Origin of the sequence: Pseudidiomarina atlantica (assembly GCF_000753735.1) — a bacterium.
Classification (GTDB): Bacteria; Pseudomonadota; Gammaproteobacteria; order Enterobacterales; family Alteromonadaceae; genus Pseudidiomarina; species Pseudidiomarina atlantica.
The window spans coordinates 88,826-111,367 of the sequence record NZ_JPIN01000012.1 but is presented as its reverse complement, the minus strand read 5'-3'; the positions used below and the strand labels follow the sequence as shown (position 1 = coordinate 111,367).

23 protein-coding genes are annotated in these 22,542 nt (G+C 51.6%); 12 read left to right on the top strand and 11 right to left on the bottom strand.

Annotated elements, in window-relative coordinates; all coding sequences use genetic code 11:
- Nucleotides 1–38 precede the first annotated feature (38 nt).
- Nucleotides 39–2,105, bottom strand: coding sequence for a glycine--tRNA ligase subunit beta (gene glyS, locus IDAT_RS10840; RefSeq protein ID WP_034733526.1), 2,067 nt, complete (start codon nucleotides 2,103–2,105; stop codon nucleotides 39–41).
- Between the two features lie 3 nt (nucleotides 2,106–2,108).
- Entirely contained in the window at nucleotides 2,109–3,014 is a 906-nt protein-coding gene (glyQ, locus tag IDAT_RS10835; RefSeq protein ID WP_034733524.1) for a glycine--tRNA ligase subunit alpha, read from the bottom strand.
- A 98-nt stretch (nucleotides 3,015–3,112) separates the two neighbouring features.
- On the opposite strand from glyQ, the gene IDAT_RS10830 reads away from it, so the two are divergent.
- Nucleotides 3,113–3,727 (top strand): DNA-3-methyladenine glycosylase I, encoded by a 615-nt coding sequence (locus IDAT_RS10830; protein WP_034733521.1) that lies wholly within the window; start codon nucleotides 3,113–3,115, stop codon nucleotides 3,725–3,727.
- Nucleotides 3,720–4,199, top strand: coding sequence for a GNAT family N-acetyltransferase (locus IDAT_RS10825; protein WP_034733518.1), 480 nt, complete (start codon nucleotides 3,720–3,722; stop codon nucleotides 4,197–4,199). Before IDAT_RS10830 ends, IDAT_RS10825 begins: the two co-directional genes overlap by 8 nt.
- Nucleotides 4,200–4,394: 195 nt before the next feature.
- On the opposite strand, the gene tusA is transcribed toward IDAT_RS10825, so the two are convergent.
- The 3 genes from tusA to fadB form a co-directional block, all read right to left on the bottom strand.
- The gene (gene tusA, locus IDAT_RS10820; protein WP_211250603.1) at nucleotides 4,395–4,631 is read right to left on the bottom strand and encodes a sulfurtransferase TusA; all 237 of its coding nucleotides are present in this window, start codon (nucleotides 4,629–4,631) and stop codon (nucleotides 4,395–4,397) included.
- A 98-nt stretch (nucleotides 4,632–4,729) separates the two neighbouring features.
- On the bottom strand, nucleotides 4,730–5,896 hold the full coding sequence (gene fadA / locus IDAT_RS10815) for an acetyl-CoA C-acyltransferase FadA (protein ID WP_034733514.1): 1,167 nt from the start codon (nucleotides 5,894–5,896) through the stop codon (nucleotides 4,730–4,732).
- A gap of 11 nt (nucleotides 5,897–5,907) precedes the next feature.
- Nucleotides 5,908–8,049, bottom strand: a complete 2,142-nt coding sequence (gene fadB, locus IDAT_RS10810) for a fatty acid oxidation complex subunit alpha FadB (RefSeq protein ID WP_034733512.1) — start codon at nucleotides 8,047–8,049, stop codon at nucleotides 5,908–5,910.
- Nucleotides 8,050–8,161: 112 nt separating this feature from the next.
- On the opposite strand from fadB, the gene IDAT_RS10805 reads away from it, so the two are divergent.
- The 3 genes from IDAT_RS10805 to IDAT_RS10795 are packed head-to-tail and all read left to right on the top strand — an operon-like array spanning nucleotide 8,162 to nucleotide 12,219.
- The gene (locus IDAT_RS10805) at nucleotides 8,162–10,147 is read left to right on the top strand and encodes a transglycosylase SLT domain-containing protein (protein ID WP_162178402.1); all 1,986 of its coding nucleotides are present in this window, start codon (nucleotides 8,162–8,164) and stop codon (nucleotides 10,145–10,147) included.
- Complete coding sequence (locus tag IDAT_RS10800) at nucleotides 10,148–10,765, top strand: YigZ family protein (RefSeq protein WP_034733510.1); 618 nt, start codon at nucleotides 10,148–10,150, stop codon at nucleotides 10,763–10,765. It abuts the gene before it with no gap.
- 2 nt (nucleotides 10,766–10,767) lie between these two features.
- Nucleotides 10,768–12,219 (top strand): TrkH family potassium uptake protein, encoded by a 1,452-nt coding sequence (locus tag IDAT_RS10795; RefSeq protein ID WP_034733508.1) that lies wholly within the window; start codon nucleotides 10,768–10,770, stop codon nucleotides 12,217–12,219.
- Nucleotides 12,220–12,222: 3 nt separating this feature from the next.
- Here IDAT_RS10795 and trkA read toward each other — a convergent pair whose 3' ends face one another.
- Genes trkA through def form a run of 4 tightly spaced genes read right to left on the bottom strand, consistent with a single transcriptional unit; the run spans nucleotide 12,223 to nucleotide 16,360 of the window.
- Nucleotides 12,223–13,599 carry a Trk system potassium transporter TrkA gene (trkA, locus tag IDAT_RS10790; RefSeq protein WP_034733506.1) on the bottom strand — a complete coding sequence of 459 codons (1,377 nt, stop codon included), beginning with the start codon at nucleotides 13,597–13,599 and terminating at the stop codon, nucleotides 12,223–12,225.
- Nucleotides 13,596–14,900: a 16S rRNA (cytosine(967)-C(5))-methyltransferase RsmB gene (rsmB, locus tag IDAT_RS10785; protein WP_034733504.1), complete on the bottom strand. Its 1,305-nt coding sequence runs from the start codon at nucleotides 14,898–14,900 to the stop codon at nucleotides 13,596–13,598. Before rsmB ends, trkA begins: the two co-directional genes overlap by 4 nt.
- On the bottom strand, nucleotides 14,893–15,849 hold the full coding sequence (fmt, locus tag IDAT_RS10780; protein ID WP_034733502.1) for a methionyl-tRNA formyltransferase: 957 nt from the start codon (nucleotides 15,847–15,849) through the stop codon (nucleotides 14,893–14,895). The genes rsmB and fmt overlap by 8 nt, the downstream gene beginning before the upstream one ends.
- 4 nt (nucleotides 15,850–15,853) lie before the next feature.
- On the bottom strand, nucleotides 15,854–16,360 hold the full coding sequence (gene def, locus IDAT_RS10775; RefSeq protein WP_034733500.1) for a peptide deformylase: 507 nt from the start codon (nucleotides 16,358–16,360) through the stop codon (nucleotides 15,854–15,856).
- 81 nt (nucleotides 16,361–16,441) lie between these two features.
- On the opposite strand from def, the gene IDAT_RS10770 reads away from it, so the two are divergent.
- Genes IDAT_RS10770 through hemF form a run of 6 tightly spaced genes read left to right on the top strand, consistent with a single transcriptional unit; the run spans nucleotide 16,442 to nucleotide 20,980 of the window.
- On the top strand, nucleotides 16,442–17,551 hold the full coding sequence (locus tag IDAT_RS10770; protein WP_034733498.1) for a LysM peptidoglycan-binding domain-containing protein: 1,110 nt from the start codon (nucleotides 16,442–16,444) through the stop codon (nucleotides 17,549–17,551).
- Nucleotides 17,552–17,581: 30 nt separating this feature from the next.
- Entirely contained in the window at nucleotides 17,582–18,622 is a 1,041-nt protein-coding gene (dprA, locus tag IDAT_RS10765; RefSeq protein ID WP_051986743.1) for a DNA-processing protein DprA, read from the top strand.
- Between the two features lie 2 nt (nucleotides 18,623–18,624).
- Nucleotides 18,625–19,098 carry a DUF494 family protein gene (locus tag IDAT_RS10760; protein WP_034733495.1) on the top strand — a complete coding sequence of 158 codons (474 nt, stop codon included), beginning with the start codon at nucleotides 18,625–18,627 and terminating at the stop codon, nucleotides 19,096–19,098.
- Nucleotides 19,099–19,494 carry a DNA topoisomerase family protein gene (locus IDAT_RS10755; RefSeq protein WP_051986741.1) on the top strand — a complete coding sequence of 132 codons (396 nt, stop codon included), beginning with the start codon at nucleotides 19,099–19,101 and terminating at the stop codon, nucleotides 19,492–19,494.
- A 15-nt stretch (nucleotides 19,495–19,509) separates the two neighbouring features.
- Nucleotides 19,510–20,061, top strand: coding sequence for an L-threonylcarbamoyladenylate synthase type 1 TsaC (gene tsaC, locus IDAT_RS10750; protein WP_034733493.1), 552 nt, complete (start codon nucleotides 19,510–19,512; stop codon nucleotides 20,059–20,061).
- Nucleotide 20,062: 1 nt separating this feature from the next.
- Nucleotides 20,063–20,980 carry an oxygen-dependent coproporphyrinogen oxidase gene (gene hemF, locus IDAT_RS10745; RefSeq protein WP_034733491.1) on the top strand — a complete coding sequence of 306 codons (918 nt, stop codon included), beginning with the start codon at nucleotides 20,063–20,065 and terminating at the stop codon, nucleotides 20,978–20,980.
- Here hemF and IDAT_RS10740 read toward each other — a convergent pair.
- Nucleotides 20,977–21,393: a group II truncated hemoglobin gene (locus IDAT_RS10740; protein WP_034733489.1), complete on the bottom strand. Its 417-nt coding sequence runs from the start codon at nucleotides 21,391–21,393 to the stop codon at nucleotides 20,977–20,979. The two genes, hemF and IDAT_RS10740, sit on opposite strands and share 4 nt — an antisense overlap.
- Between IDAT_RS10740 and aroE the strand changes: the two genes are divergently transcribed.
- On the top strand, nucleotides 21,392–22,222 hold the full coding sequence (gene aroE, locus IDAT_RS10735; protein WP_034733487.1) for a shikimate dehydrogenase: 831 nt from the start codon (nucleotides 21,392–21,394) through the stop codon (nucleotides 22,220–22,222). The two genes, IDAT_RS10740 and aroE, sit on opposite strands and share 2 nt — an antisense overlap.
- Here aroE and IDAT_RS10730 read toward each other — a convergent pair.
- A complete protein-coding gene (locus IDAT_RS10730; protein WP_051986739.1) occupies nucleotides 22,209–22,475 on the bottom strand; it encodes a hypothetical protein in 267 nt (88 codons plus the stop codon). The two genes, aroE and IDAT_RS10730, sit on opposite strands and share 14 nt — an antisense overlap.
- Nucleotides 22,476–22,542: the final 67 nt, after the last annotated feature.

Genomic DNA, 22,542 nt, shown 5'->3' with positions numbered 1-22,542 from the left:
CCAAAAGGCTCCTTTTTGTTTTAAAATCAATAACTTAATCAGTTTAAAACTGATATGTCCGCAATCTGTAAGAAGAGGTTTCGTAGACGTTGCAAAATCGCTTGGCGATTGCCACGTACTGCGACATCGTCAGCGTTGACCATCACATTATCAAAGAACGCATCTACAGGCTTCTGTAACGCTGCTAGCGCCTTTAACGCACCAGTGTAGTCGTTCTGCTTTAATGCAGCAGTCGAACGTAGCTCAGCTTCCTCAAGCGCTTTAACTAAGCTAATTTCTTCGCCAGCATTGAGTAAACCACTATCGATTTTATTTGGAATGGTCTCTTCAACCTTCGCCAGAATGTTTGCGACGCGTTTGTTGGCGGCCGCAAGCGCCTCTGCTTCGGGTAAATTACGGAATGCCGCGACCGCATGCACGCGCTGGTTGAAATCTACTGGTCGTGTAGGACGGCGGGCGAGTACCGCTTGAATCACATCAACACTCACACCTTGCTCTTGGTACATTGGACGATACCGACCTAGCAAGAATTCAAGCACCTCGTCCGCGACATTGTCATTGGTCAACAGTGCACCGAAGCTTTGCTTTGACAAGTCGATAAGGTCGGCTAAATCAAGCGGCAAATCTTTCTCGACAATGATACGCAGTAAACCAATGGCCGCACGGCGCAAAGCAAATGGGTCGCGGTCACCTTTGGGTGTTTGCCCAATACCAAAAATACCCACTAACGAATCTAGCTTATCGGCAATCGCCACCGCACAGCCGGCAATCGACTGTGGTAATTGGTCACCGCTAAAGCGTGGCAGGTAATGCTCGAAAATGGCTTCTGCAACGCCGGTGGGTTCGTTGTCGTTACGCGCATAATGCATCCCCATCACGCCCTGAGTTTCTGGAAACTCCGAGACCATCTGCGAAACTAAGTCAGCTTTACAGAGATAACCGGCGCGGGCGGCGACGCTTCCGTCCTTGCCAAGTAATTTGGCGATACCTTCTGCGACTTGTGCAATCCGGTCTGACTTATCTTTGATGCTTCCCAACTGCTTTTGGAACAATACATTTGCGAGCGCCGGTACACGGTCGGCAAGACTGGTTTTTTTATCCGTATCGAAGAAGAACTGCGCATCCGCCAGACGAGGGCGAACCACACGTTCGTTACCACCGATGATCTGCTCAGGGTCCTTGCTTTCGATATTGGTCACGAAGACGAATTTCGGCAACAGGTTGCCATCGGCATCTTCTAACGGGAAGTACCGCTGATCGTCCTTCATAGTGACAATCAGAGGTTCTTTGGGCACGTTCAAAAAGGCTTTGTCGAAGCTCGCCGTAAGCGCTACAGGCCACTCCACTAATGCAGTGACTTCATCAAGCAGTGCTTCATCTTTACGTATGGTGCCATTGGCGGCTTTTGCAGCGGCGGTGATACCATCGACAATTCGCTGACGGCGTTTGGCGAAATCGGCAACGACCCAAGCTTCTTCTAGGGTTTTCTCATAGCTATCGGCGTGGGTTAGTGTTGCACCTTGCGGGCAATGGAAGCGATGGCCTAGCAAGTGATTCGACGAAGCAACGCCCAACACTCTACCTGGAATCAACTGATCGCCGTGCAGCATAGTGATGGTATGCACCGGACGAATAAATTGAACGTTGCTTGCGCCCCAGCGCATCGGCTTAGGAATCGGCAATTTAGCTAACGCCTTCTCGACAAAATCGGGCAGCAATTTAGTCAGCGGTTGGCCTTTTACTTCGGCCTTGAAGAGTAGCCATTCACCTTTATCGGTCTTCAAGCGTTCGGCGTCGGCAACCGTAATGCCGTTGCCACGGGCCCAGCCTTCTGCTGCTTTGGTTGGGTTGCCGTCGGCGTCAAATGCGACATCAACCGAAGGTCCGCGTTTTTCAACCACTTGGTCGGCCTGTTGCGCTGCAACATCGGCGATTTGTACTGCAAGGCGACGTGGGCTGGCGAACAAACGTGCGGCACCGGCGCTGATGTTGTGCTCTTGCAACAGTTGCTCAAGCGCACTCCCGAACGCTTCACTTAAGCTTTTCAGCGCCTTCGGTGGTAGTTCTTCGGTACCAATTTCTACGAGTAGGGTAGCTGTATGCACGACTTAGGCTCCTTGCTCTGCCAGTGGAAATCCAAGCGCTTCTCGCGCTGCATAGTAGGCCTCAGCACAACCTTTGGCCATAGTGCGGACGCGCAAAATATAACGTTGCCGTTCAGTGACCGAGATAGCATGACGCGCATCTAGCAAATTAAAGGCGTGTGAGGCGCGCATGACTTGTTCGTAAGCAGGGAGCGGCAAATTCTGCTCGAGCAAATGCTGACATTCTTTCTCACAGGCATCAAAGCGCGCGAACAGCACATCGACATCGGCATGTTCAAAATTGTAGGTTGACTGTTCGACTTCGTTTTGGTGGAACACGTCACCGTAAAGTATTTTACCGCGTGGGCCGTCCGTCCAGACTAAGTCATAAATGCTGTCAACGCCTTGAATGTACATAGCTAAGCGTTCTAAGCCGTAGGTGATCTCGCCGGCAACCGGTTTGCACTCGAGTCCGCCAACTTGCTGAAAGTAAGTAAATTGGGTCACTTCCATCCCGTTCAGCCAAACTTCCCAACCTAGACCCCAAGCGCCCAGCGTTGGCGACTCCCAGTTATCTTCAACGAAGCGAATGTCGTGTACGAGCGGGTCAAAACCAAGCATTTGCAACGAGCCTAGATAGAGCTCTTGAATGTCTTTTGGCGATGGCTTCAAAATGACCTGAAACTGATAGTAGTGCTGTAAGCGGTTTGGATTCTCACCGTAGCGGCCATCGGTAGGTCGACGACAAGGTTGTACATAGGCGAAATTCGCTGGCTCAGGGCCAACGGCACGAATAAAGGTCATGGGGTGGAAGGTACCTGCACCCACTTCCATATCCAACGGCTGCACAATCGCGCAGCCTTGTTGCGCCCAGTAATCTTGCAGCGCGAGGATGAGCCCCTGAAAGGTTTTTACATCATAGCTAGCCATGCGTTGGTCTCGTACTTAGATCTTTACGGAAAATTGGCGTAAATTATAACCTTTATTCAGCCTTGGTGACAGGGCATGGCGTAGGAGCCGATGGAAAAATGCAAGCTTCACTGAATCGTTGCAGTTGGTGTGGGACTGACCCACAATACGTGCAATATCACGATGAGGTCTGGGGACGTCCCGTGACCGACAGTCGGGAGTTGTTTGCCAAGCTGTGTTTAGATGGCCAGCAGGCGGGGCTAAGCTGGATCACGATTTTGCGTAAGCAGGCAAATTATGAACAGGCTTACTGTGATTTCGACCCGGAGCAGATCGTGCAGCTGCCTGAGAGTTATAAAGCTAAGTTGATGCAAAATGCAGGCATCATTCGCAATCGTCTGAAAATTGAGTCGATATTTAAGAATGCACGGGCATTTTTGGCGTTGCGTGAGCAAGGTATCGAGTTTAACCAATTTCTTTGGCAATTTAGCGATGGAACGCCGCGGATCTTCGCTCGGCAGGGGGGGGATATACCGACTTCCGATGCGGTTTCTGATACTATGGCGAAGGCTCTGAAAAAAGCGGGTTTTAGCTTTGTTGGCACGACTATTTGTTACGCATTTATGCAGGCGGTGGGCATGGTTAATGATCATGTGGTGAGCTGCCATTGTTATGACGACGTTTGTCGTGAGATGCGTGATTTTTCCTTAACGGTACGAGAGCATCATGGTTGAAATTACTTTAGCTGATTATCAAAATCCGAAGCATCGCCAAGCGGTGGTCGCTATGTTAGATGACTACGCACGCGATCCTATGGGTGGTGGCGAGCCATTGCCTGAGGAAACGAGGGAAAACTTAGTGGACGAGATGGCGAAGCGCGACTATGTGTTTTCGCTGTTAGCATTTGTGGATGATCAGCCGGTGGGTTTGGCGAACTGCGTTGAAGGCTTTTCGACCTTTGCGGCAAAGCCCGTGATGAATATTCACGATATTGCGGTGATCAAGGAGTTCCGTGGTAAAGGTATTGCGAAACGCTTGTTGCAAGAGGTAGAAACACTAGCTCAATTTCGTGGTTGTGTAAAACTAACGCTGGAAGTACTGCAAGGCAACGAGCCGGCCAAAATCGCCTACGATAAATTTGGCTTCAAGCCCTACCAACTTGACGCGGGCAACGGCATCGCCGAATTCTGGCAAAAATACATCTAACACCCGCGTGGCTCCGGTGTTGCGGCCTTTGTGCGGGGGGCGCGTTTGTGTATCACGGGACGCCGTGAACCCTTCCCTGGGGGCTTGGCTGCCGCATCCATGCGGCAGACACCCGTGCTCCACAAACGCAACCCCCACACTCGGCCTCCGCCCCTCGAACAGCGAAGCGCACGAATCCCGAATCCCGAATCCCGACTAACCGCCTTTCCGAATCACATACCGATAGGGCACCGCAGCCGTTTCCGCGACTACCAACTCATGATCCATAAACCGACAGAAGCTCGGAATATCACGCGTGGTAGCTGGATCGTCAGCGAGCACTTCGAGTAAGTCGCCATCGTTGAGTTTGCGAATGGCGGCACGGATCAGCATGACCGGCTCGGGGCAGCGCAGGCCAAGGGTATCGAGGGATTGGGTGATAGTGTCTGCCACAGTTATTCCTTTTAAATCCGCTATCCAAACAAAAACGCCGCTCCGGTTAAGGAACGGCGTTTAGTTTACGGCAAAACCGTGAAGCTCAAAAGCGCTGCTTAGTCGAGGCGCTCGAACACGGTGGCGATGCCTTGACCGAGGCCGATACACATGGTGGCGAGGCCGAGGGTAGCGCCTTTGTCTTCCATCAGGTTGATCAGGGTGGTGGAGATGCGCGCGCCTGAACAGCCGAGTGGGTGACCGAGGGCGATGGCGCCGCCGTTCAAGTTGACTTTTTCGTCCATCTTGTCGAGTAAACCAAGGCCTTTGAGGACTGGCAACGATTGGGCGGCGAAGGCTTCGTTGAGCTCGAATAAATCGATGTCGTCGATGCTGAGGCCGGCACGTTGCAAGGCTTTTTTGGTCGCTGGCACGGGGCCGAAGCCCATAATTGATGGATCGCAACCGGCAACTGCCATGGCGCGGATTTTTGCGCGTGGCTTTAAGCCAAGTGCTTTGGCTTTGTCAGCTGACATGACGAGCATGGCCGCAGCGCCGTCAGACAATGCTGACGAGGTGCCCGCGGTCACGGTGCCGTTAGCCGGATCGAATACCGGACGCAACTGCGCGAGGCCTTCGACGGTGGTTTCTGGACGAATGACTTCGTCATCTTTAATAAGGCGCAAAATACCATCGGCATCGTGGCCCTCGATCGGCAAGATTTCTTTGGCAAAGCGGCCGTCAAGGGTGGCTTGGTGGGCGCGTTGATGTGAGCGCGCACCGAAGGCATCTTGGGCGGCACGGTCAATCTCAAACTTACGTGCGAGCAATTCAGCGGTCATGCCCATTGAGCCAGAGGCGCGAGCAACTGACTTGTTCATGCCTGGGTGAAAATCGATGCCGTGGGTCATGGGGACGTGACCCATATGCTCGACGCCACCGGCGATAAAGATATCGCCGTCGCCGGCCATGATGGCGCGGGCGGCGTCGTGCAATGCTTGCATGGACGAGCCACACAAGCGATTCACGGTGACGGCTGCAACGTGGTGCGGTATGCCGGCGATTAAAGCGGCGTTGCGGGCAACGTTAAAGCCTTGTTCGAGGGTTTGTTGGACGCAACCCCAATAGATGTCTTCGAGTTCGTTGACGTCCACTTGAGGGTTACGTTCGAGCAAGCCTTTCATTAGGTGTGCAGAGAGGTCTTCGGCGCGAACATTACGGAACACGCCATTTTTCGAGCGCCCCATTGGGGTGCGAATACAGTCGACAATTACTACGTCTTTCATAATATCCTCCGTTAGCCTGCGAAGTAAGATTTACCGGCTTTAGCCATTTCACGCAGACCGTCGGTAACTTGGTACATTTCGCCTAGATGTGCGTACTTGTCAGCAAGTTCGACGAAGTTCTGCAATCCGACGGTTTCTAGGTAGCGGAAAGGCCCGCCACGGAACGGCGGGAAGCCGAGGCCGTACAGGAGTGCAATATCACATTCAGCGGCACTGTTAACGATGCCTTCTTCGAGGCAGCGTACGCATTCATTCACCATTGGCACCATGGTACGTGCGATGATTTCATCAGCGCTGATTTCTTTACCTGTGATGCCAAGCATGTCGTAAACTTCCGGTGCCTTTTCTTTGCTCGGGCGACCTTTCTTGTCAACGCCGTAATTGTAGAAGCCTTTGCCATTTTTCTGGCCGTAACGTTCGGCTGCGGCAAGTTTGGCAATGGCGCTACTCGTATCACGCGGCATGCGTGATGGGAAACCATCAGCCATGACGACGGTGCAGTGGTCCGCGGTATCGATACCGACCACATCCGACAGGTACGCCGGACCCATCGGCCAGCCGAACTGACGTTCCATCACTTTGTCGATAACAGCGAAGTCTGCGCCTTCGTCGACCATGCCTGCAAAGCCGGCAAGATAAGGGAACAAGACGCGGTTCACTAGAAAGCCCGGGCAATCGTTGACAACAATCGCGGTTTTGCCCATGCGAGAGGCATAAGCCACCACTGCGGCAATGGTTTCATCGGAGGTTTTTTCACCACGAATCACTTCAACCAGCGGCATTTTGTGCACTGGGTTAAAGAAGTGCATGCCACAGAAGCGTGATGGATCTTTTAAATTCTTCGCGAGGCGATCGATAGAGATGGTCGACGTGTTTGAGACGATAATGGCATCGTCAGCAACGACTTGCTCCATTTGCGCAAGCACCTTGCCCTTAACGTCTGGGTTTTCAACTACGGCTTCCACTACGATATCGACGTTCTTAACTGCCTCATCGAGTAAGGTTGGGGTAATGGCTGACAAAATTTTCGCCATTTTCTTGTGGTCAATTTTGCCGCGCTCGACGAGTTTGCCTAATATTTTGCTAGCCTCGCCCATGCCTTGATCAAGTGCTTCTTGACGGATGTCTTTCATAACGACCGGCACGCCCTTGTAGGCTGATTGATAGGCGATACCACCACCCATGATGCCAGCGCCAAGTACAGCGGCAGTTTTGATTTCTTTGCTGGCTTGTTTCGCGGCTTTTTTCGCTTTGCCTTTGACCAGTTGGTCAGCCATAAAGATGCCAACTTGCGCATGGCAAGCGTCCGTTTGAGTTAGGCCAACGAAAGCTTTGTTTTCGGCATTGAGCGCTTCTTCACGCGCATGGCGAGCGCCTTTTTCAATGGCTTCAATGGCTGCATGCGGTGCTGGGTAATGCTTGCCTGCTTTGGCTGCGACCATGCCTTTGGCGGTGACCAAGGTCATCGTTAATTCGGTGTCGTTGGCTTTCAGTGCTTCTAGTTTAGGCTGGCGCTTGGCCTGCCAGTTGAGGTCGCCAGCGATGGCTTGCTTGACCATTTCGAGTGCGGCATCGCGCAGTTTCTCAGGTGCGACAACGGCATCTACGAGACCAACTTTTTGCGCATCAACAGCGGAATTGTTCTTACCTGTGGTAATCCATTCCAGGGCGTTGTCTGGGCCGATGATACGTGGCAGACGCATGGTGCCACCGAAACCTGGAATCAGTCCAAGCTTCACTTCTGGTAAGCCGATGGTCGCGGTGGTATCAGCAACGCGGTAGTCACAGGCGAGGGTAGCTTCACAGCCGCCGCCGAGGGCAAAGCCGGTGATGGCTGCAACGGTCGGCACTGGCAAATCTTCAAGTTGGTCGAAAACGCGTGATGCTTTGTGCACCCATTTTTTCGTTTGTTCGAGATCTGCGAATAAGGTTTGGAATTCGGTGATGTCGGCGCCTACAATAAAAGTAGGTTTGCTGCTGGTGACGATAACGCCACGAAGGCCATCGGTGGTCGCGAGTTGCGACAAGGCTGCACTGAATTCTTCCAAGGTTTTCTGGTCGAATTTGTTGACGGAGCCGGCTGCAGCAAACTGCAATTCGGCAATGCCGTCGGTGACAAATTCGACCCGAATGCTTTCACCCTGATAAATCATATATGGTCTCCTGATTTCCAGATTGCTTTCGGTTAGCGTATGATTCTTAGTCACTAGAGTTTCGCCCGATTGGGGCGATTTTTCAATGTTTTTTAAACGTGCGTTTGAAATTATGCGGTTCTTACGAACAACAGTCTGTGCACTCAGCTTGACACTGCTTCCACTTGGGAATGCAGTTGCCGAGCCGAAAATCTTCGATCCTCAATTAGCTGGGGGCGATAGTCGTGAATTGCAACGGCAAGCATTCCGCAAAGCGGAATATGCGGCTAAGCGAGGACGGCTGGTGGAATACAATCAGCTACTCGGGCAGCTACAAGATTATCCATTGCTACCCTACCTCGAACTTGAACGGTTGCTGCAAGTCGGCTATCTCGCCAACGAAGACCGCGTGCTTACTTTTTTGGAAGTACTCGATGACACGCCTTTAGATTGGCAATTACGCGGACCGTGGCTTGACTATTTGGCGCGGAATAACGAACAGCAGCGCTTCATTCGCGATTTCCAACATCCAGGACGTATCAGTCATCGTTGCTATTTTTGGCGCTTTTCGCTCGAACAAGCCACCCAGCCGCGTGACGCAGTGCTGCGGGCGGTTGATCAGCTCTGGTTAACGGGGGAGTCGCTACCGAGCGAATGTGATCCGCTCCTCGAAACTTGGGCCGACGCTGGTAAACGCACTGAGCAAATGGTCTGGCGCCGCGCGCAGCTAGCGGCGGAAGAAGGTAAGCACTCGTTGTTGCCTTATCTGTCACGGCTAGTAGATAGTCCAACTAAAGAGCTCATTCTAAGTTATCGGCAAGTACGGCGTAACCCTGCCAATTTGGTCCGCGAATTGCCAAGTCTTGCGAATCAACAAGGTCGTGCTGCGAGTCGTGCAGCTGATATTGTGAGCTATGGGCTAGGGCGATTGATTTGGCGTGATCCTGATCTGGCGATACGAACGATGCAGCAATTACCGGCAAGTATTCCGTTAACGGCTTCACAGATTACCGAAATCGAGCAGAAATTTGCGGTGGCGCTAAGCGCCAAAGACCATCCTGCTGCGCATACCTGGCTGCAGCGATTAACGGTTGCCGAGCATGACGTGCAAACTATGCAGTGGCAATTGGCTGAATGGGTACGTGAGGGGCAATGGCAAGCATTTATTGAGCATCCACTGGCGCAAATGGCGGTGGCCGCTGAGCAAGCGCAATGGCAATACTGGCAGGCGCGCGCTCACGAGGAACTTGGCAATCATGAACAAGCGCAAGCAGGCTTTGAGGCGATAGCCGAGCAGCGCAGCTATTACGGATATCTGGCCGCAAGTAAGGTCGATAAGCCGCTGTCGCTGAACCGTGACCCCATTGTCTACACGGCTGAAGAGTTAGCTGATATTCGCGCGTTGCCCGGCGTGCAAAGAGCGTACGAATTCCTGCAACTGCAGCGCTATATCGATGCGCGACGTGAATGGTTTCAGTTGTTGCAAATCACTGATGCGCGACAACAAGAATTGATGGCGGTGCTGGCTTCCCAGTGGGGTTGGCATGACCAAGCAATTTACACATTGGGGCAGTTGGGCGAATTCGGTGCGATTGAGCAACGCTTCCCGCAAGCTTATGCTGAGGAGCATCGCGAGTTTGCACAACAAGCCGGTATCCCGGTCGAGTGGGCTTTGGCGATTTCACGCCGCGAAAGTGCGTTTCGTTTTGATGCTTCCTCTGGTGCGAATGCTCATGGTCTTATGCAGCTACTTCCGAGCACGGCAAGCTACATTGGCAAGCGTCAATATGACCGTTATGACCTCATGAGAGTGAGTACTAACATACAGCTTGGGACACGCTATATGGCTGATCTCAAGCGACGCTTGGGAGACAACTGGGTGGTGGCAACGGCGGCATATAACGGCGGCATTTATCGCGTTATCGATTGGGTTCCTGAGCAGCCGATTGCGATTGATCGCTGGGTTGAAATGATTCCCTATAAAGAAACACGTGACTACGTAAAGAACGTGCTGGCTTATGAACAAATCTATTTGTTGTTGGAGCATCCTGAAGCGCCCCGCAACCGTTTCGCTGATTTAAAGGATATGACGATTAGCAAGCAATCTTTAGGTATTTGAATGCAAAGCTATTTAATTCCTGCTGCAAGCGCGGTTGCCGAAATAGCGGTTAAGCAAAGCCGCTTTATTTGTTCGGTCGCGCCGGTCACCAGTTCCGTCGAGCATCAGCAACATATTCACGCCTGTCAGCAACAGTGGCCAAACGCGAGCCATTATTGTCACGCAGCCATTTGCGCTGCACCTAGTGCTTCCTCGAGTTATGTGATGAGTGACGATGGTGAGCCAAGTGGTACGGCGGGGCGACCTATGCTAACGGTTTTGCTGAATAGCGGCCTTGGCGAAGTATCTGTGGTGGTAACCCGCTACTTTGGCGGCACAAAACTCGGTACCGGAGGGCTGCAACGCGCTTATACACAAGCGACGCTTGTGGGCTTGGAAGCAACCGAGAAAATCGAGAAAAAAGTTCGCAAATCAGCGTATTTACACTACGATTATGCAGATCAAAATGTTGTATCGCACTGGTTAGCACAGTACGATGCCATCATCGAACAACAAGATTTTGGCGCCACCATTTCGCAGCGTGTTGCTCTACCTGAAGCACAATTTCCGGACTTGGCAGCGGCGCTTAAAAACGCGACACAAGGGCGTGTCACCTTAGCAAAAACATCTGGGGATTAGTGGTGCGCACACGAGGCATTTTACGGATTTTAGGGCTGCTAATTTGTTTATTCAGTGCCACTCTGTTACCTCCTGCAGTGGTTGCGCTGATCTATGGTGATGGTGGCGGCACCGCCTTTATCCTTGCGTTTGCGATTAGTCTTGGGATCGGTTTCTTAGTTTGGTATCCACAACGTAATGTGCGGCATGACTTAAAAGTTCGCGACGGCTTTTTGTTAACTGTCTTGTTCTGGACGGTGTTGGGGATGGTCGGGGTAATGCCTCTGTATTTCGCCGAAGAGCTGCCCTTGTCGTTCACCGACGCGGTGTTTGAATCCTTTTCTGGCTTGACGACGACCGGCGCAACAGTCATTCAGGGCATTGAGACCCTGCCACATAGTTTGCTGTTCTATCGTCAGCAACTGCAATGGCTTGGTGGTATGGGTATCATCGTGCTCGCGGTAGCTATCTTGCCGATGCTCGGTATCGGCGGTATGCAGTTATATCGCGCTGAGATTCCGGGCCCCTTGAAAGACGCGAAAATGACGCCGCGTATCGCCGATACGGCCAAACATCTCTGGTACATCTACGTTGCACTGACTGCTGTTTGTGCCATCGCCTATCATTTGGCGGGTATGTCTTGGTTTGATGCCATCGGCCATGCCTTTTCGACCATAGCTGTCGGCGGTTTTAGTACCTATGACGCGAGCATGGGTTATTTTGACAGCGCGACGATTAATACCATTTGTGTGGTGTTCCTACTGCTGTCGTCGATCAACTTTGCGGTGCATTATGCAGCAATAACCGGGCGCTCCATTTTGCCATTATTGCGTGATCCCGAAACGCGCGCGTTTTTGGGGATTCAAGCGACACTTATCTTCATTGTGTTTGCGACGGTGTTGGTTCACGACGTTTACAGCGACACTGGAACCGCGTTCAATCAAGCGTTGTTTCAAGCGGTTTCGATAAGCACTACCGCCGGTTTTGCAACGACAGACTTTGCCAGTTGGCCGCTGTTTTTACCGATCCTACTTATTTTTGCCAGCTTTATTGGCGGCTGCGCCAGTTCAACTGCCGGTGGTTTGAAAGTTGTGCGCGTGGTGTTGTTATTCCGCCAAGGAGTGCGAGAACTCAACCGTTTAGTGCACCCATCGGGAGTGTACTCAGTGAAATTAGGTCAGCGGATATTGCCACAACGTGTGGTCGAGGCAGTATGGGGATTTTTTGCTGCTTATGCATTGGTGTTTGTGGTGATTATGCTCGGCTTGTTGGCAACCGGACTGGAAGATATTACAGCATTTTCAGCAACCGCTGCTGCGCTCAATAATTTAGGTCCAGGTTTGGGTGAAGTTGCGGCGAACTACGCAACCATTCCTGACGGGGCGAAGTGGTTGCTGGTATTGGCGATGATTTTCGGTCGTCTAGAAGTGTTTACCTTGTTAGTGCTACTCACCCCAACTTTCTGGCGCTCTTAAAGCTTAGAAGAATAGGGCGCTGGGCTGGAATAAACGCTCTACTTCACGAATATACTTCTTATCGACCAAGAACATGATGACATGGTCGTCGGCTTGAACGATGGTATCGTCATGCGCAATCATCACTTCGTGACCACGCACAATCGCACCGATAGTGGTGCCGGGTGGTAGCTTGATTTCATTGATTGCTTTACCCACCACTTTTGAGGTTTTCTCGTCGCCGTGCGCGATTGCTTCAATGGCTTCCGCAGCGCCCTTGCGCAGCGAATAAGCATTCACGATGTCGGCTTTACGAATCAGCGAGAGCAGCGCTGAAACCGTTGCCCGTTGCGGCGATATGGCAATATCAATGACGTCATCTTGCACCAAATCAACGTAAGCTTGGCGTTGAATCAGCACCATCGTCTTCTTGGCGCCCATTTTCTTCGCCAGCATTGCCGACATAATATTCGCTTCATCGTCGTTGGTCACCGCAATAAACACATCGACATCTTCAATATGTTCGTCAGAAAGTAAGCGGTGGTTAGACGCATCACCGTTCAAAATTGTGGTGTGGCTGAGGCTTTCGTTGAGTTGTTCAGCGCGCTCTTGATTGCGTTCAATCAGTTTCACCTGATGGTTGTCTTCGAGCATGCGTGCCAATCCTGCACCGACATTACCACCGCCGGCGATCATAATGCGCCGATATTGGTGTTCAAGCTTTTGCATTTCTTCCATCACCATGCGCACGTAGCGAGTATCGGCAATGAAAAACACCTCGTCACCGGCTTCGATGATAGTGGTACCCATAGGTTTGATGGCTTTGCCTTGACGGAAAATTGCCGCGACTCGCGTTTCGACGTTGGGCATGTGATCTTTCAACGAGGAAATGGCATGACCGACCAATTTTCCACCGTAGTATGCTTTCACCGCAACCAAGCTGGCGCGCCCACCGGCAAACTCCATGACTTGCAAGGCTCCGGGATAGTCAACTAAACGTTTGATGTATTGTGTGACTTTTTGCTCGGGCGAAATAACATGGTCAACTGGCATATCATCTTTATGAAAGAGCTGATCACGAAAATCGATGTACTCTTCAGAGCGCACCCGCGCGATGCGCTTCGGTGTGCGGAACATGGTATAGGCGATTTGGCAGGCCATCATGTTGGTTTCATCGCTTTGCGTTACCGCAATTAGCATATCTGCGTCTTCACAGCCTGCGTTACGCAACACTCGCGGGTAAGAGGCATGCCCCTGTACGGTACGAATATCATGATACTCGGCGAGCATTGCGAGTTTGGTCGGGTCGTTGTCGACAACCGTAATATCGTTATCTTCCCCAGCCAAGTTTTCAGCTAGGGTACCGCCAACTTCACCACCACCGAGAATCACTATTTTCATTGTGCTTTGTCCACGATTGCGTAGTAAAAACCATCACCACCTTGTTCGCCGGGTAAACGTTGCCAACCAAACTCGCCATTGGGCGCCGTTGGCTGCGGCAGTGCGTCTGGATGACGTACTACGAAAGCATCCATCTGCTGCTGATTTTCTTGCGGCAGAATCGAACAGGTTGCGTAAACTAACCTACCACCGGGTCGAATTAATGACCAGAGGGCATCTAAAATCTTCGTTTGTAACTGCACCAATGCGCTAATATCGCTCGCGCGCCGTAACCATTTAATATCAGGGTGTCGGCGAATGACGCCGGTGGCCGAGCAGGGTGCATCAAGCAAGATGCGATCGAAGAGCTCGCCATTCCACCATTGATCAGGTGCTGCAGCATCGCCGCATAGTACCTCGGTAGATAGTTGCAGTCGCGTAAGGTTTTCGTAAACGCGCTCGAGCCGCTGTGGATCGACATCAAGCGCAGTCACTTTAGCTTGTGGCGCAAGCTCGAGAATATGAGCGGTTTTACCACCGGGCGCGGCACAACAATCCAAGACCCGCTCCTGCGCCTGCGTTGCTAGCAGCGGGGCGGCATGTTGTGCGGCAATATCTTGTACCGAAAACCAACCTTGCTCGAACCCGGGTAACTGACGGACGTCGACCGCGTGGTTGAGTTTGATAGCGGTTGGTAGCATTGCCACGCTAGCGGTATCGATGAGTTCAGCGTCGAAAGCATTCAGCGCATCGATAAATGCAGGAACCGACGTCTGCCGAGTATTGACGCGCAACCACATGGGCGCTTGCTGATTGTTGGCGGCAAAAATCGCTTCTGCTTGGTCGGGGTAAGCCGCTTGAATGGCATCGGCGAGCCAACGTGGATGCGCATGCGCTAAATCTTGCCGCTGTTGCAAGCGCGGAAGTAACTGTGTGCGTTGCCGTTGTAGATTTCTTAACACCGCGTTGACTAAGCCTTTTTGGCGGCGCTTCTTGAGTGCGACTGTGGCTTCTACCGTGGCCGCGACCGCGGCATGATCAGAAGTGCTCATCAATAGAAGTTGGTAAGCGCCCACTAACAGCAGGTAGTGCAGAATAAGCAGATCTTTCTTCAGCGGTTTATCGAGAAACTCACTTAGCGCGGCATTGAGTAAAGGCAGATTTCGCAGTACGCCGTAGGCGAGCGACTGCACGTGCGCACGATCGCGTGGTGCTAAATTTTTACTATGTAGGGGTAATGCCTGATTTACCGAGCGACCTCGTTCCAGCACGTCTGCAATGACTAACGCGGCGGCGGCACGGGAATCCGCACCTTTACTCATGTTCAACTCCAGGCAGAACGCTGTCTAAAGGGAACCATTCACTGCGACCGTTCAAAAAGTCGTTGACCGGCATTGGTTTTTTGCCTGGCGGCTGCAACTCGGTAATGCAAAGGGCGGCATCTGTCGTTTGAATCACAATACCTTGTTTATCGGCGCGCAAAACGGTTCCGGCTGCTTTGCTGCTAGCACCGGTGCAGACTTCGGTACGCCATACTTTCACAACCTGTCCCGCTGCGGTCGTTAACCAAGCGATCGGCCATGGGTTAAACGCGCGGACATTACGCTCGAGCTGCGCCGCGGGTAAGTGCCAATCGAGTTGAGCTTCTTGTTTACTGAGCTTTTTCGCATAGGTGACCTGATGCTCGTCTTGCACTTGCGCGTCGGCCAGATACTTAGGTAAATCAGCCAAACACTCGATTAATGCCTGAGGGCCCAAGTCGGCGAGTTTGCCGTATAAGCTAGCTGATGTTTCATCTACCGCAATTTCAATGCTGCGACTGAGTAATACCGGACCGGTATCAAGCCCGGCTTCCATTTGCATAATCGCAACACCAGCGTGCGAATCGCCTGCCCAAATAGCGCGCTGAATCGGCGCCGCCCCCCGCCAGCGTGGCAGTAAAGAGCCGTGTACGTTAATACAGCCATACGTTGGAATGTCGAGTGCCGCTTGCGGCAACAGCAAGCCATAGGCAACTACGACCATGACGTCAGCATGGTATTGCGCAAGCTGCGCTTGTGCATCGACATCTTTGAGCGTTGATGGTTGCTCTACCGGTATCGCGTGTTTGAGCGCGAGTTGCTTGACTGCACTGGCGTGCAGTTTCTTACCACGTCCTGCAGGGCGGTCCGGCTGCGTATAAACAGCAACCACCTCGTGTTCGCTGCTCGACAATAACGCAGCCAAATGCTCAGCTGCAAACTCAGGAGTACCGGCAAATACAATGCGCATGGCGTTAAACTGCCTGTAACTTAGCTTCTTTCTCAAGCTTTTTGCGAATGCGATCACGTTTCAACGGCGATAAATAATCCACAAATAATTTGCCGTTTAGGTGATCAAGCTCGTGTTGGATGCAAATCGCGAGCAAGCCATCGGCCGTAAGGCTGAAGCTTTCGCCATGTCGATCAAGGGCTTGTACGGTTACTTTTTGTGCACGCTCAACCTTGGCATAGACGCCCGGAAACGATAAACAACCCTCTTCATTGGTGAATAAACCGTCTTTTTCTGTAATCTCTGGATTGATAAAGACTAACGGTTCGTTCTGATCTTCGCTACAATCAGCTACAAAAAGGCGTTTATGAACATTGACTTGCGTAGCCGCTAGACCGACGCCGTTTGATTCGTACATAGTTTCGAACATCGCATCGATTGTGTTGCGCAAATCATCATCTACACTAGTAACTGGTTCCGCGACAGTGCGTAAGCGCTCGTCTGGATACTTTAAAATGTTTAATTTAGTCATAACTCGTTCATCGCTAGTTTCATCTTTGCTAATTTTAACGTAATTTGGGGATGAAAACACGAGTTTACAATGGAGCTCACTATGACTATGTGGCGATTCCCAGCGATTGCGGTCATCGGATTTTTGCTTGTTGTTCCAGCAACGGCGCTCGCAACGCAACAGAACGAATCTTCTGCGACCTCAACCACGCAGGGTGACGTCATTCGTTTACGTGAAGATGCACCACGCGAATATGTGGTCAAAAAAGGCGATACCCTTTGGGATATTTCCGAAATGTTTCTCAGCGACCCTTGGCTTTGGCCCGAGTTGTGGCGGGTGAATGATGATATTGCGAATCCACACCTTATCTACCCGGGTGACCGTTTGTATTTAAGCTGGGTGAATGGGCGGCCGCAGTTGTCGCGCAAAGCCTATCGAGCGATGACGCCTGAGGGTAAGATTGAACCTAAAGGCAACCCAATCCCAACCTTTGATTTAAGTGAATTGGAACCGTTTTTGGATGGTTTCCATGTCTTGTCTGAAGCGGATTTGCAAAATGTACCGCAGATCTTAGGTGACAATCGTGGCGCACCGCGCATTAACGGTATGACGCCGGTGTTTGTCGAGGGCAATGTCGAGGTCGGTGAGCACTACAGGGTTTATGCGCGCATTGAACAATTTGCGGACATGCACCTGCTGCGTGATGTCGGCGGTATGCGCATCAATATGCAACACGACCGGACTGCAGAAGGAGACCTGATCGATCCAGCCCGTGAAATTCGCCGAGGCGATGTGGTGATGGCACGCCAAGCGCTAGATCTACCAGACATTATCGTGCCAAAAAGCGGCGCTAATGTAGACGGTACTATCGTTGCTTCGCTTAACAGTCGCGAAAAACATGGTAAGTATGACGTGATGGTCATCGACCGTGGTAGTGACGATGGCGTGGAAGTTGGGCAAATGTTCCAAGCATTACGTCCTGGGACGGCGATTTTTATGGATGAAGAGGTTCCGGAAGCCGCTAACTTATATAAACCTTATGATGATCTGTCCCGTCGTTGGCGCGAGACATTGAATTTGCCACCACAGGCGACCGCGGAAATGTTGGTCTTAAAAACCTACGCTAAAGCAAGCGTGGTGATGGTGGTGGATGCACAAGAGTGGTTTGAGGTGGGCGCTTATTTTGTGCCCAAACAAATAGCCGCTAATTAATTTTAAAAAATTTTCGCACAAGGATGTGCTATGCAAGCTACTATTCCAGAATTGCTGGCACTGAGTTGGTTGCCCGCCGATCAGCGTCGCAGTGTCTTCAAGCAAAGCTCTTTTGCTGCCGTACGACTTTTTATTGCTGACTTTGTAAAACAAGTTCGCCCGCGCCAAGTGCAACTCACTGAAAGTTGGCTCGCGGGTCATTCGAAACGGCGCATCATGCACTGGTTCGAAGCTGACTTTCCTGAACGATTGCGCACCATTAAACGACCGCCGTTAGTGTTATTTTTGGCCGGTAACGTCGAATTACTAGAGCGGCCGCAACTAGCCATCGTCGGCAGTCGTAAGGCAAGCGCCGTGGCGCAAACTAACGCGGATTACTTTGCCGAGCAGCTCACCCAAGCAGGTCTATTAATATCGAGTGGGCTTGCGCAAGGCGTCGATAAACACGCTCATCAAGGTGCGTTGCGCAATGGACCGACGCTGGCAGTGCTTGGCAATGGTCCTGACATTGCTTCGCCAAAACGGAACCAGCAGTTGCAGCAGCAAATCGAGCAGGCTGGGCTGGTGGTGACGGAATATCCGCCTGGCACGCCAAGCAAGACTGAACATTTTCCGTTGCGGAACCGTATCTTAAGTGGCTTAGCAAAAGGCGTGTTGGTGATTGAAGCGCAACCGCGTAGTGGTTCATTAAACACCGCGCGGCACGCGCTAGAACAGGGGCGGAGCGTTATGGCGTTACCTGGCAGCATTTGGGATGCCCAAGTCAGCGGTAATTTGCAGTTGTTGCGCCAAGGCGCGACACTGGTCCGCGATGCAAACGATGTATTGCATGAATTGAATCTAGAACCTTGTTATCAGCAGGGCTCGTTGTTGGATGAAAATAAATCCGCCGGAAGCTTGGCAAACCAGCAATTGTTGGCTAATGTGGGCTATGAGGCTACATCGTTAGACACTATCGTAGCGCGCAGCGGACTACCGGTCGCTGTGGTTTCTGAGCAGTTGGTGTTATTAGAATTAGAAGGTCGAGTAGCTTCAATCGCCGGTGGTTTTATCAAAGTGGGGAGGCGCTAACGATGTTTGATATCCTCATGTACCTGTTCGAGAACTTTATCCACTCGGATGTTGAGGTGGTGGTAAACCATGATGAGCTTACCGATGAACTCACGCGGGCGGGTTTCCGCCAGCAAGAGATTCACAAAGCTTTGGCATGGTTAGAACGCTTGGCTGACTTGCAAGAGAGTCAGAGCAAGCCGTATCTCAATCGTTCTCAAAGCAGTGCAACGCGTGTGTTTACTGCCGAAGAAAATGCCCGTCTTGATTGTGCAAGTCGCGGTTTCTTAATCTATCTTGAAAACCTTGGTGTCCTTGATTTTGCGACTCGCGAAATGGTCATGGATCGGGTGATGGAGCTAGATTTAGCCGAAGTGACAATCGACGATCTGAAGTGGGTGGTGTTGATGGTGCTGTTTAACGTGCCAGGCTGTGAAGATGCCTACAATCAGATGGAAGGCTTATTGTTTGAGGAACCAGAAGGTCTATTGCATTAAATGACCGACAACTTCCTTGAGCCACAACCACTGGGCGTTCCTTGCCCCCGGTGCCAGCGAGAACTGCAACTGAAGAAAGGCCGGTTCGGCCTTTTTGTTGGTTGTAGCGGTTATCCCGAATGCGATTACATGACATCAGCGGATTTCGACCCTGGCACTGATGTTTCGTGCCCTGAATGCAAGCAAGGCAAGCTGGTGCAGAAAACGAGTCGCTTTGGTCATTCTTTTTATGCCTGCGACGGCTATCCAAAATGTAAGTTTTCCGTTCCGTTGCCACCTGTGGCAGAATCCTGTCCTAGTTGCGATTATCCGATATTGTTGCGCAAGAAAACCAATGCGGGTGAGCGTTTGATTTGTGGTAATCCAGATTGCGATTACAAATCTAAAATACGTTAGTCGACGAGGGTAAAGATGGATTGGGATGCAGCACGCACGGCTTTCAGCGCTGGTGAGTTATTGGCTTATCCAACCGAGGCGGTGTTCGGCCTTGGTTGTGATCCGCGCAACGAAAAAGCAGTGCAAAAATTGCTTGAGCTTAAGCAACGGCCACTCGAGAAGGGCGTGATTCTGCTAGCTGCGGACTATAGCCAGTTAGTAGCCTACGTTGCTGACTTGAAAATTCCACAAGATAAACGCTTCAGTGTCTTTTCCCACTGGCCTGGACCTATCACCCTTGTCCTGCCAGCGAGCGAGCGCACGCCGAAGTGGCTCACTGGCGGTCGTGATACGATTGCAGTGCGCGTCACCGCACATGAACCGGCGCGACAACTTTGTAAGGCACTGGGTAGTGCTATCGTCTCGACCAGTGCGAACGTGACGGGCGAAGCACCGTTAACCACAGCGAGCGCAGTGCGGGAAGCCTTCGGTGAGCAAATCGCTTGGGTCATGGACGCGCCTGTCGGTCATCTTGCGACACCGACCAAAATCATCGATCCGTTAACCAACTCAGTCGTACGAGATTAATATGAGCCACCCTGCTTTAACACAAGTCATTGATTATTTAAAAAATCTTCAGGACCGCATTAGCTCAGCTTTAGAGCAAGCAGATGCCGGTGCAAGCTTCCGTGAGGATGCTTGGCAACGCCCTGGCGGTGGCGGTGGCCGCTCGCGAGTCTTACGCGATGGTGCTGTGCTCGAGCAAGGTGGAATTGGCTTTTCACACGTTTTTGGCGAGCAAATGCCAGCCTCCGCAACGGCTCATCGACCTGAGTTGGCAGGGCGTAACTTCAACGCCTGTGGCGTGTCGTTGGTGATGCATCCGCGCAATCCGTATATTCCCACGAGTCACGCCAATGTACGCTTTTTCATCGCCGAAAAAGAGGGTAGTGAGCCCGTCTGGTGGTTTGGTGGTGGTTTCGATTTAACACCGTTTTATCCATTTGACGACGACATCAAACACTGGCATCAAGTTGCGCAACAAGCGCTGGCGCCCTTTGGTGATGACTTATATCCCAAATTTAAGGCTTGGTGTGACGATTATTTTTGGCTGAAGCATCGCGAAGAAACGCGTGGTGTAGGTGGTTTGTTTTTCGATGACTTAAATGATCGTCCGTTCGAAGAGTGTTTTGCGATTATGCGTGCGGTCGGTGATGCCTACCTTGAGGCTTATTTGCCAATTATCGAACGCCGCAAAAATAAGGCATACGGCGAGCGTGAACGTCAGTTCCAACTCTATCGTCGTGGTCGCTATGTTGAGTTTAACTTAGTTTGGGACCGCGGCACTTTGTTTGGTTTGCAAACCGGTGGTCGCACCGAGTCTATTTTGATGTCAATGCCACCTTTGGCGCGTTGGGAATATGGTTTTCAGCCTGAGCCAGGTTCACCAGAGGAGCGGCTGTACCATGACTATTTGCGCCCTCGTGATTGGCTCGCCGAGCTTTAATCGGTATTGATCATATGGTGTGCGAGCGCGGTAAAACGCTGCTTCAATTGCATATGCACGAGTGGGTCTTCGACCTGTTCATCTAACACTTGATACATACACAGTAGCCACTGGTCACGCAATTTGACATCGATACGAAAGGGCAGATGACGTTGGCGTAATCTTGGATGACCGTACTTTTCGACGAATAACTGTGGGCCGCCAAGCCAGCCACTCAGAAACTCGAAGAACTTTTGTCGAATCGCGGTAAGTGGGAGTGCGTGGATAGCAAGCAGATCATGCGCACGCGGATCTGTTTCCATGATATCGTAGAAGCGTTCTGCAAGTTTTCGTACGCCGGCTTCTCCACCTAGCTGTTGATAGAGCGAGGGCGGTTCGGCTGCTGATTTAGATCGTTTAAGAAATGACAACATGAAGCATTTTACAGTCTTTGGTAATCCGATTTCACACAGCTTATCACCGCAAATTCACCAAGCTTTTGCTCAGCAGTTTGGGGTTGAGCTGCAATATACCCGCAGTTTAGCATCAAAGGCTACATTTGCTCAGCACGTGGCAGCGTTTTTTCGTAGCGGCGGTGCAGGGGCGAATGTCACCGTACCCTTTAAGCAACAAACGGCACAGCTGGTGACGCATCTGACCGATCGTGCCGCGCGCGCGGGCGCAGTGAACACACTCATTCCACTCGGCTGCGGCCAATTGCTTGGCGATACAACAGATGGCGCTGGATTGCTGAATGATCTGCGCTTTATTACCCAGCGAGAGCGACCTGCTGCAAAGGTTTTGATTATTGGTGCAGGCGGTGCTGCGGCGGGTGTCATTGAGTCGCTACAAAAGAGTGGGATGGAAGTAGCGATGACGAACCGTACCTCGGCTAAGGTGACGGAATTACAGCAACGCTTTGTTGGCCTGCAGGGACTTGAATTTGCAGATCTAAACCAACAAAGACCGAGCTCTTGGCAGGCCGGTGACTACTTGCTGGTGAATGCAACATCGGCATCCTTAGGACAGCAGCACCTTGCGGTTCATGATTCTTGGTTTGAGGGTGCGGCACTCGCTTACGATATGATGTACGCAAAAACCGACACGGTTTTCATGCAACGAGCTCAGCGTGCGGGTGTCGCGAAAACGGCTGATGGCTTAGGAATGCTGATAGAACAAGCTGCCACGGCATTTGCGCTATGGCATGAAGGAATGCTGCCAAATACCGAAAAGGTTCGTCGGCAGCTCGTTAGTCGCGGATAACAATATTAGGGCGGAGATTAACTTCGCCAGAGTGACTGACCGTTGCGTAATCCTGATTACGACGCACTACCGCGAGTGGGCCTGCATCGGCGAGGTTACGAATAAATGCGAGCTCATAACCGAATTTCGCTAGTTGATAGACACCAAATTTTTGGTCCATCGACAAACGTTCCCACCACTGAGTCGCATCGAACAAACCACGTCGACGTTCACGCACCGGTTTTACAACGTTTTCACTGATCATTGCCTTCATATCTCGATTCCCATCTGAATCAACTAACGTGCATGAAAAGTATGCAAAGCAGTTCTAATATGACGAT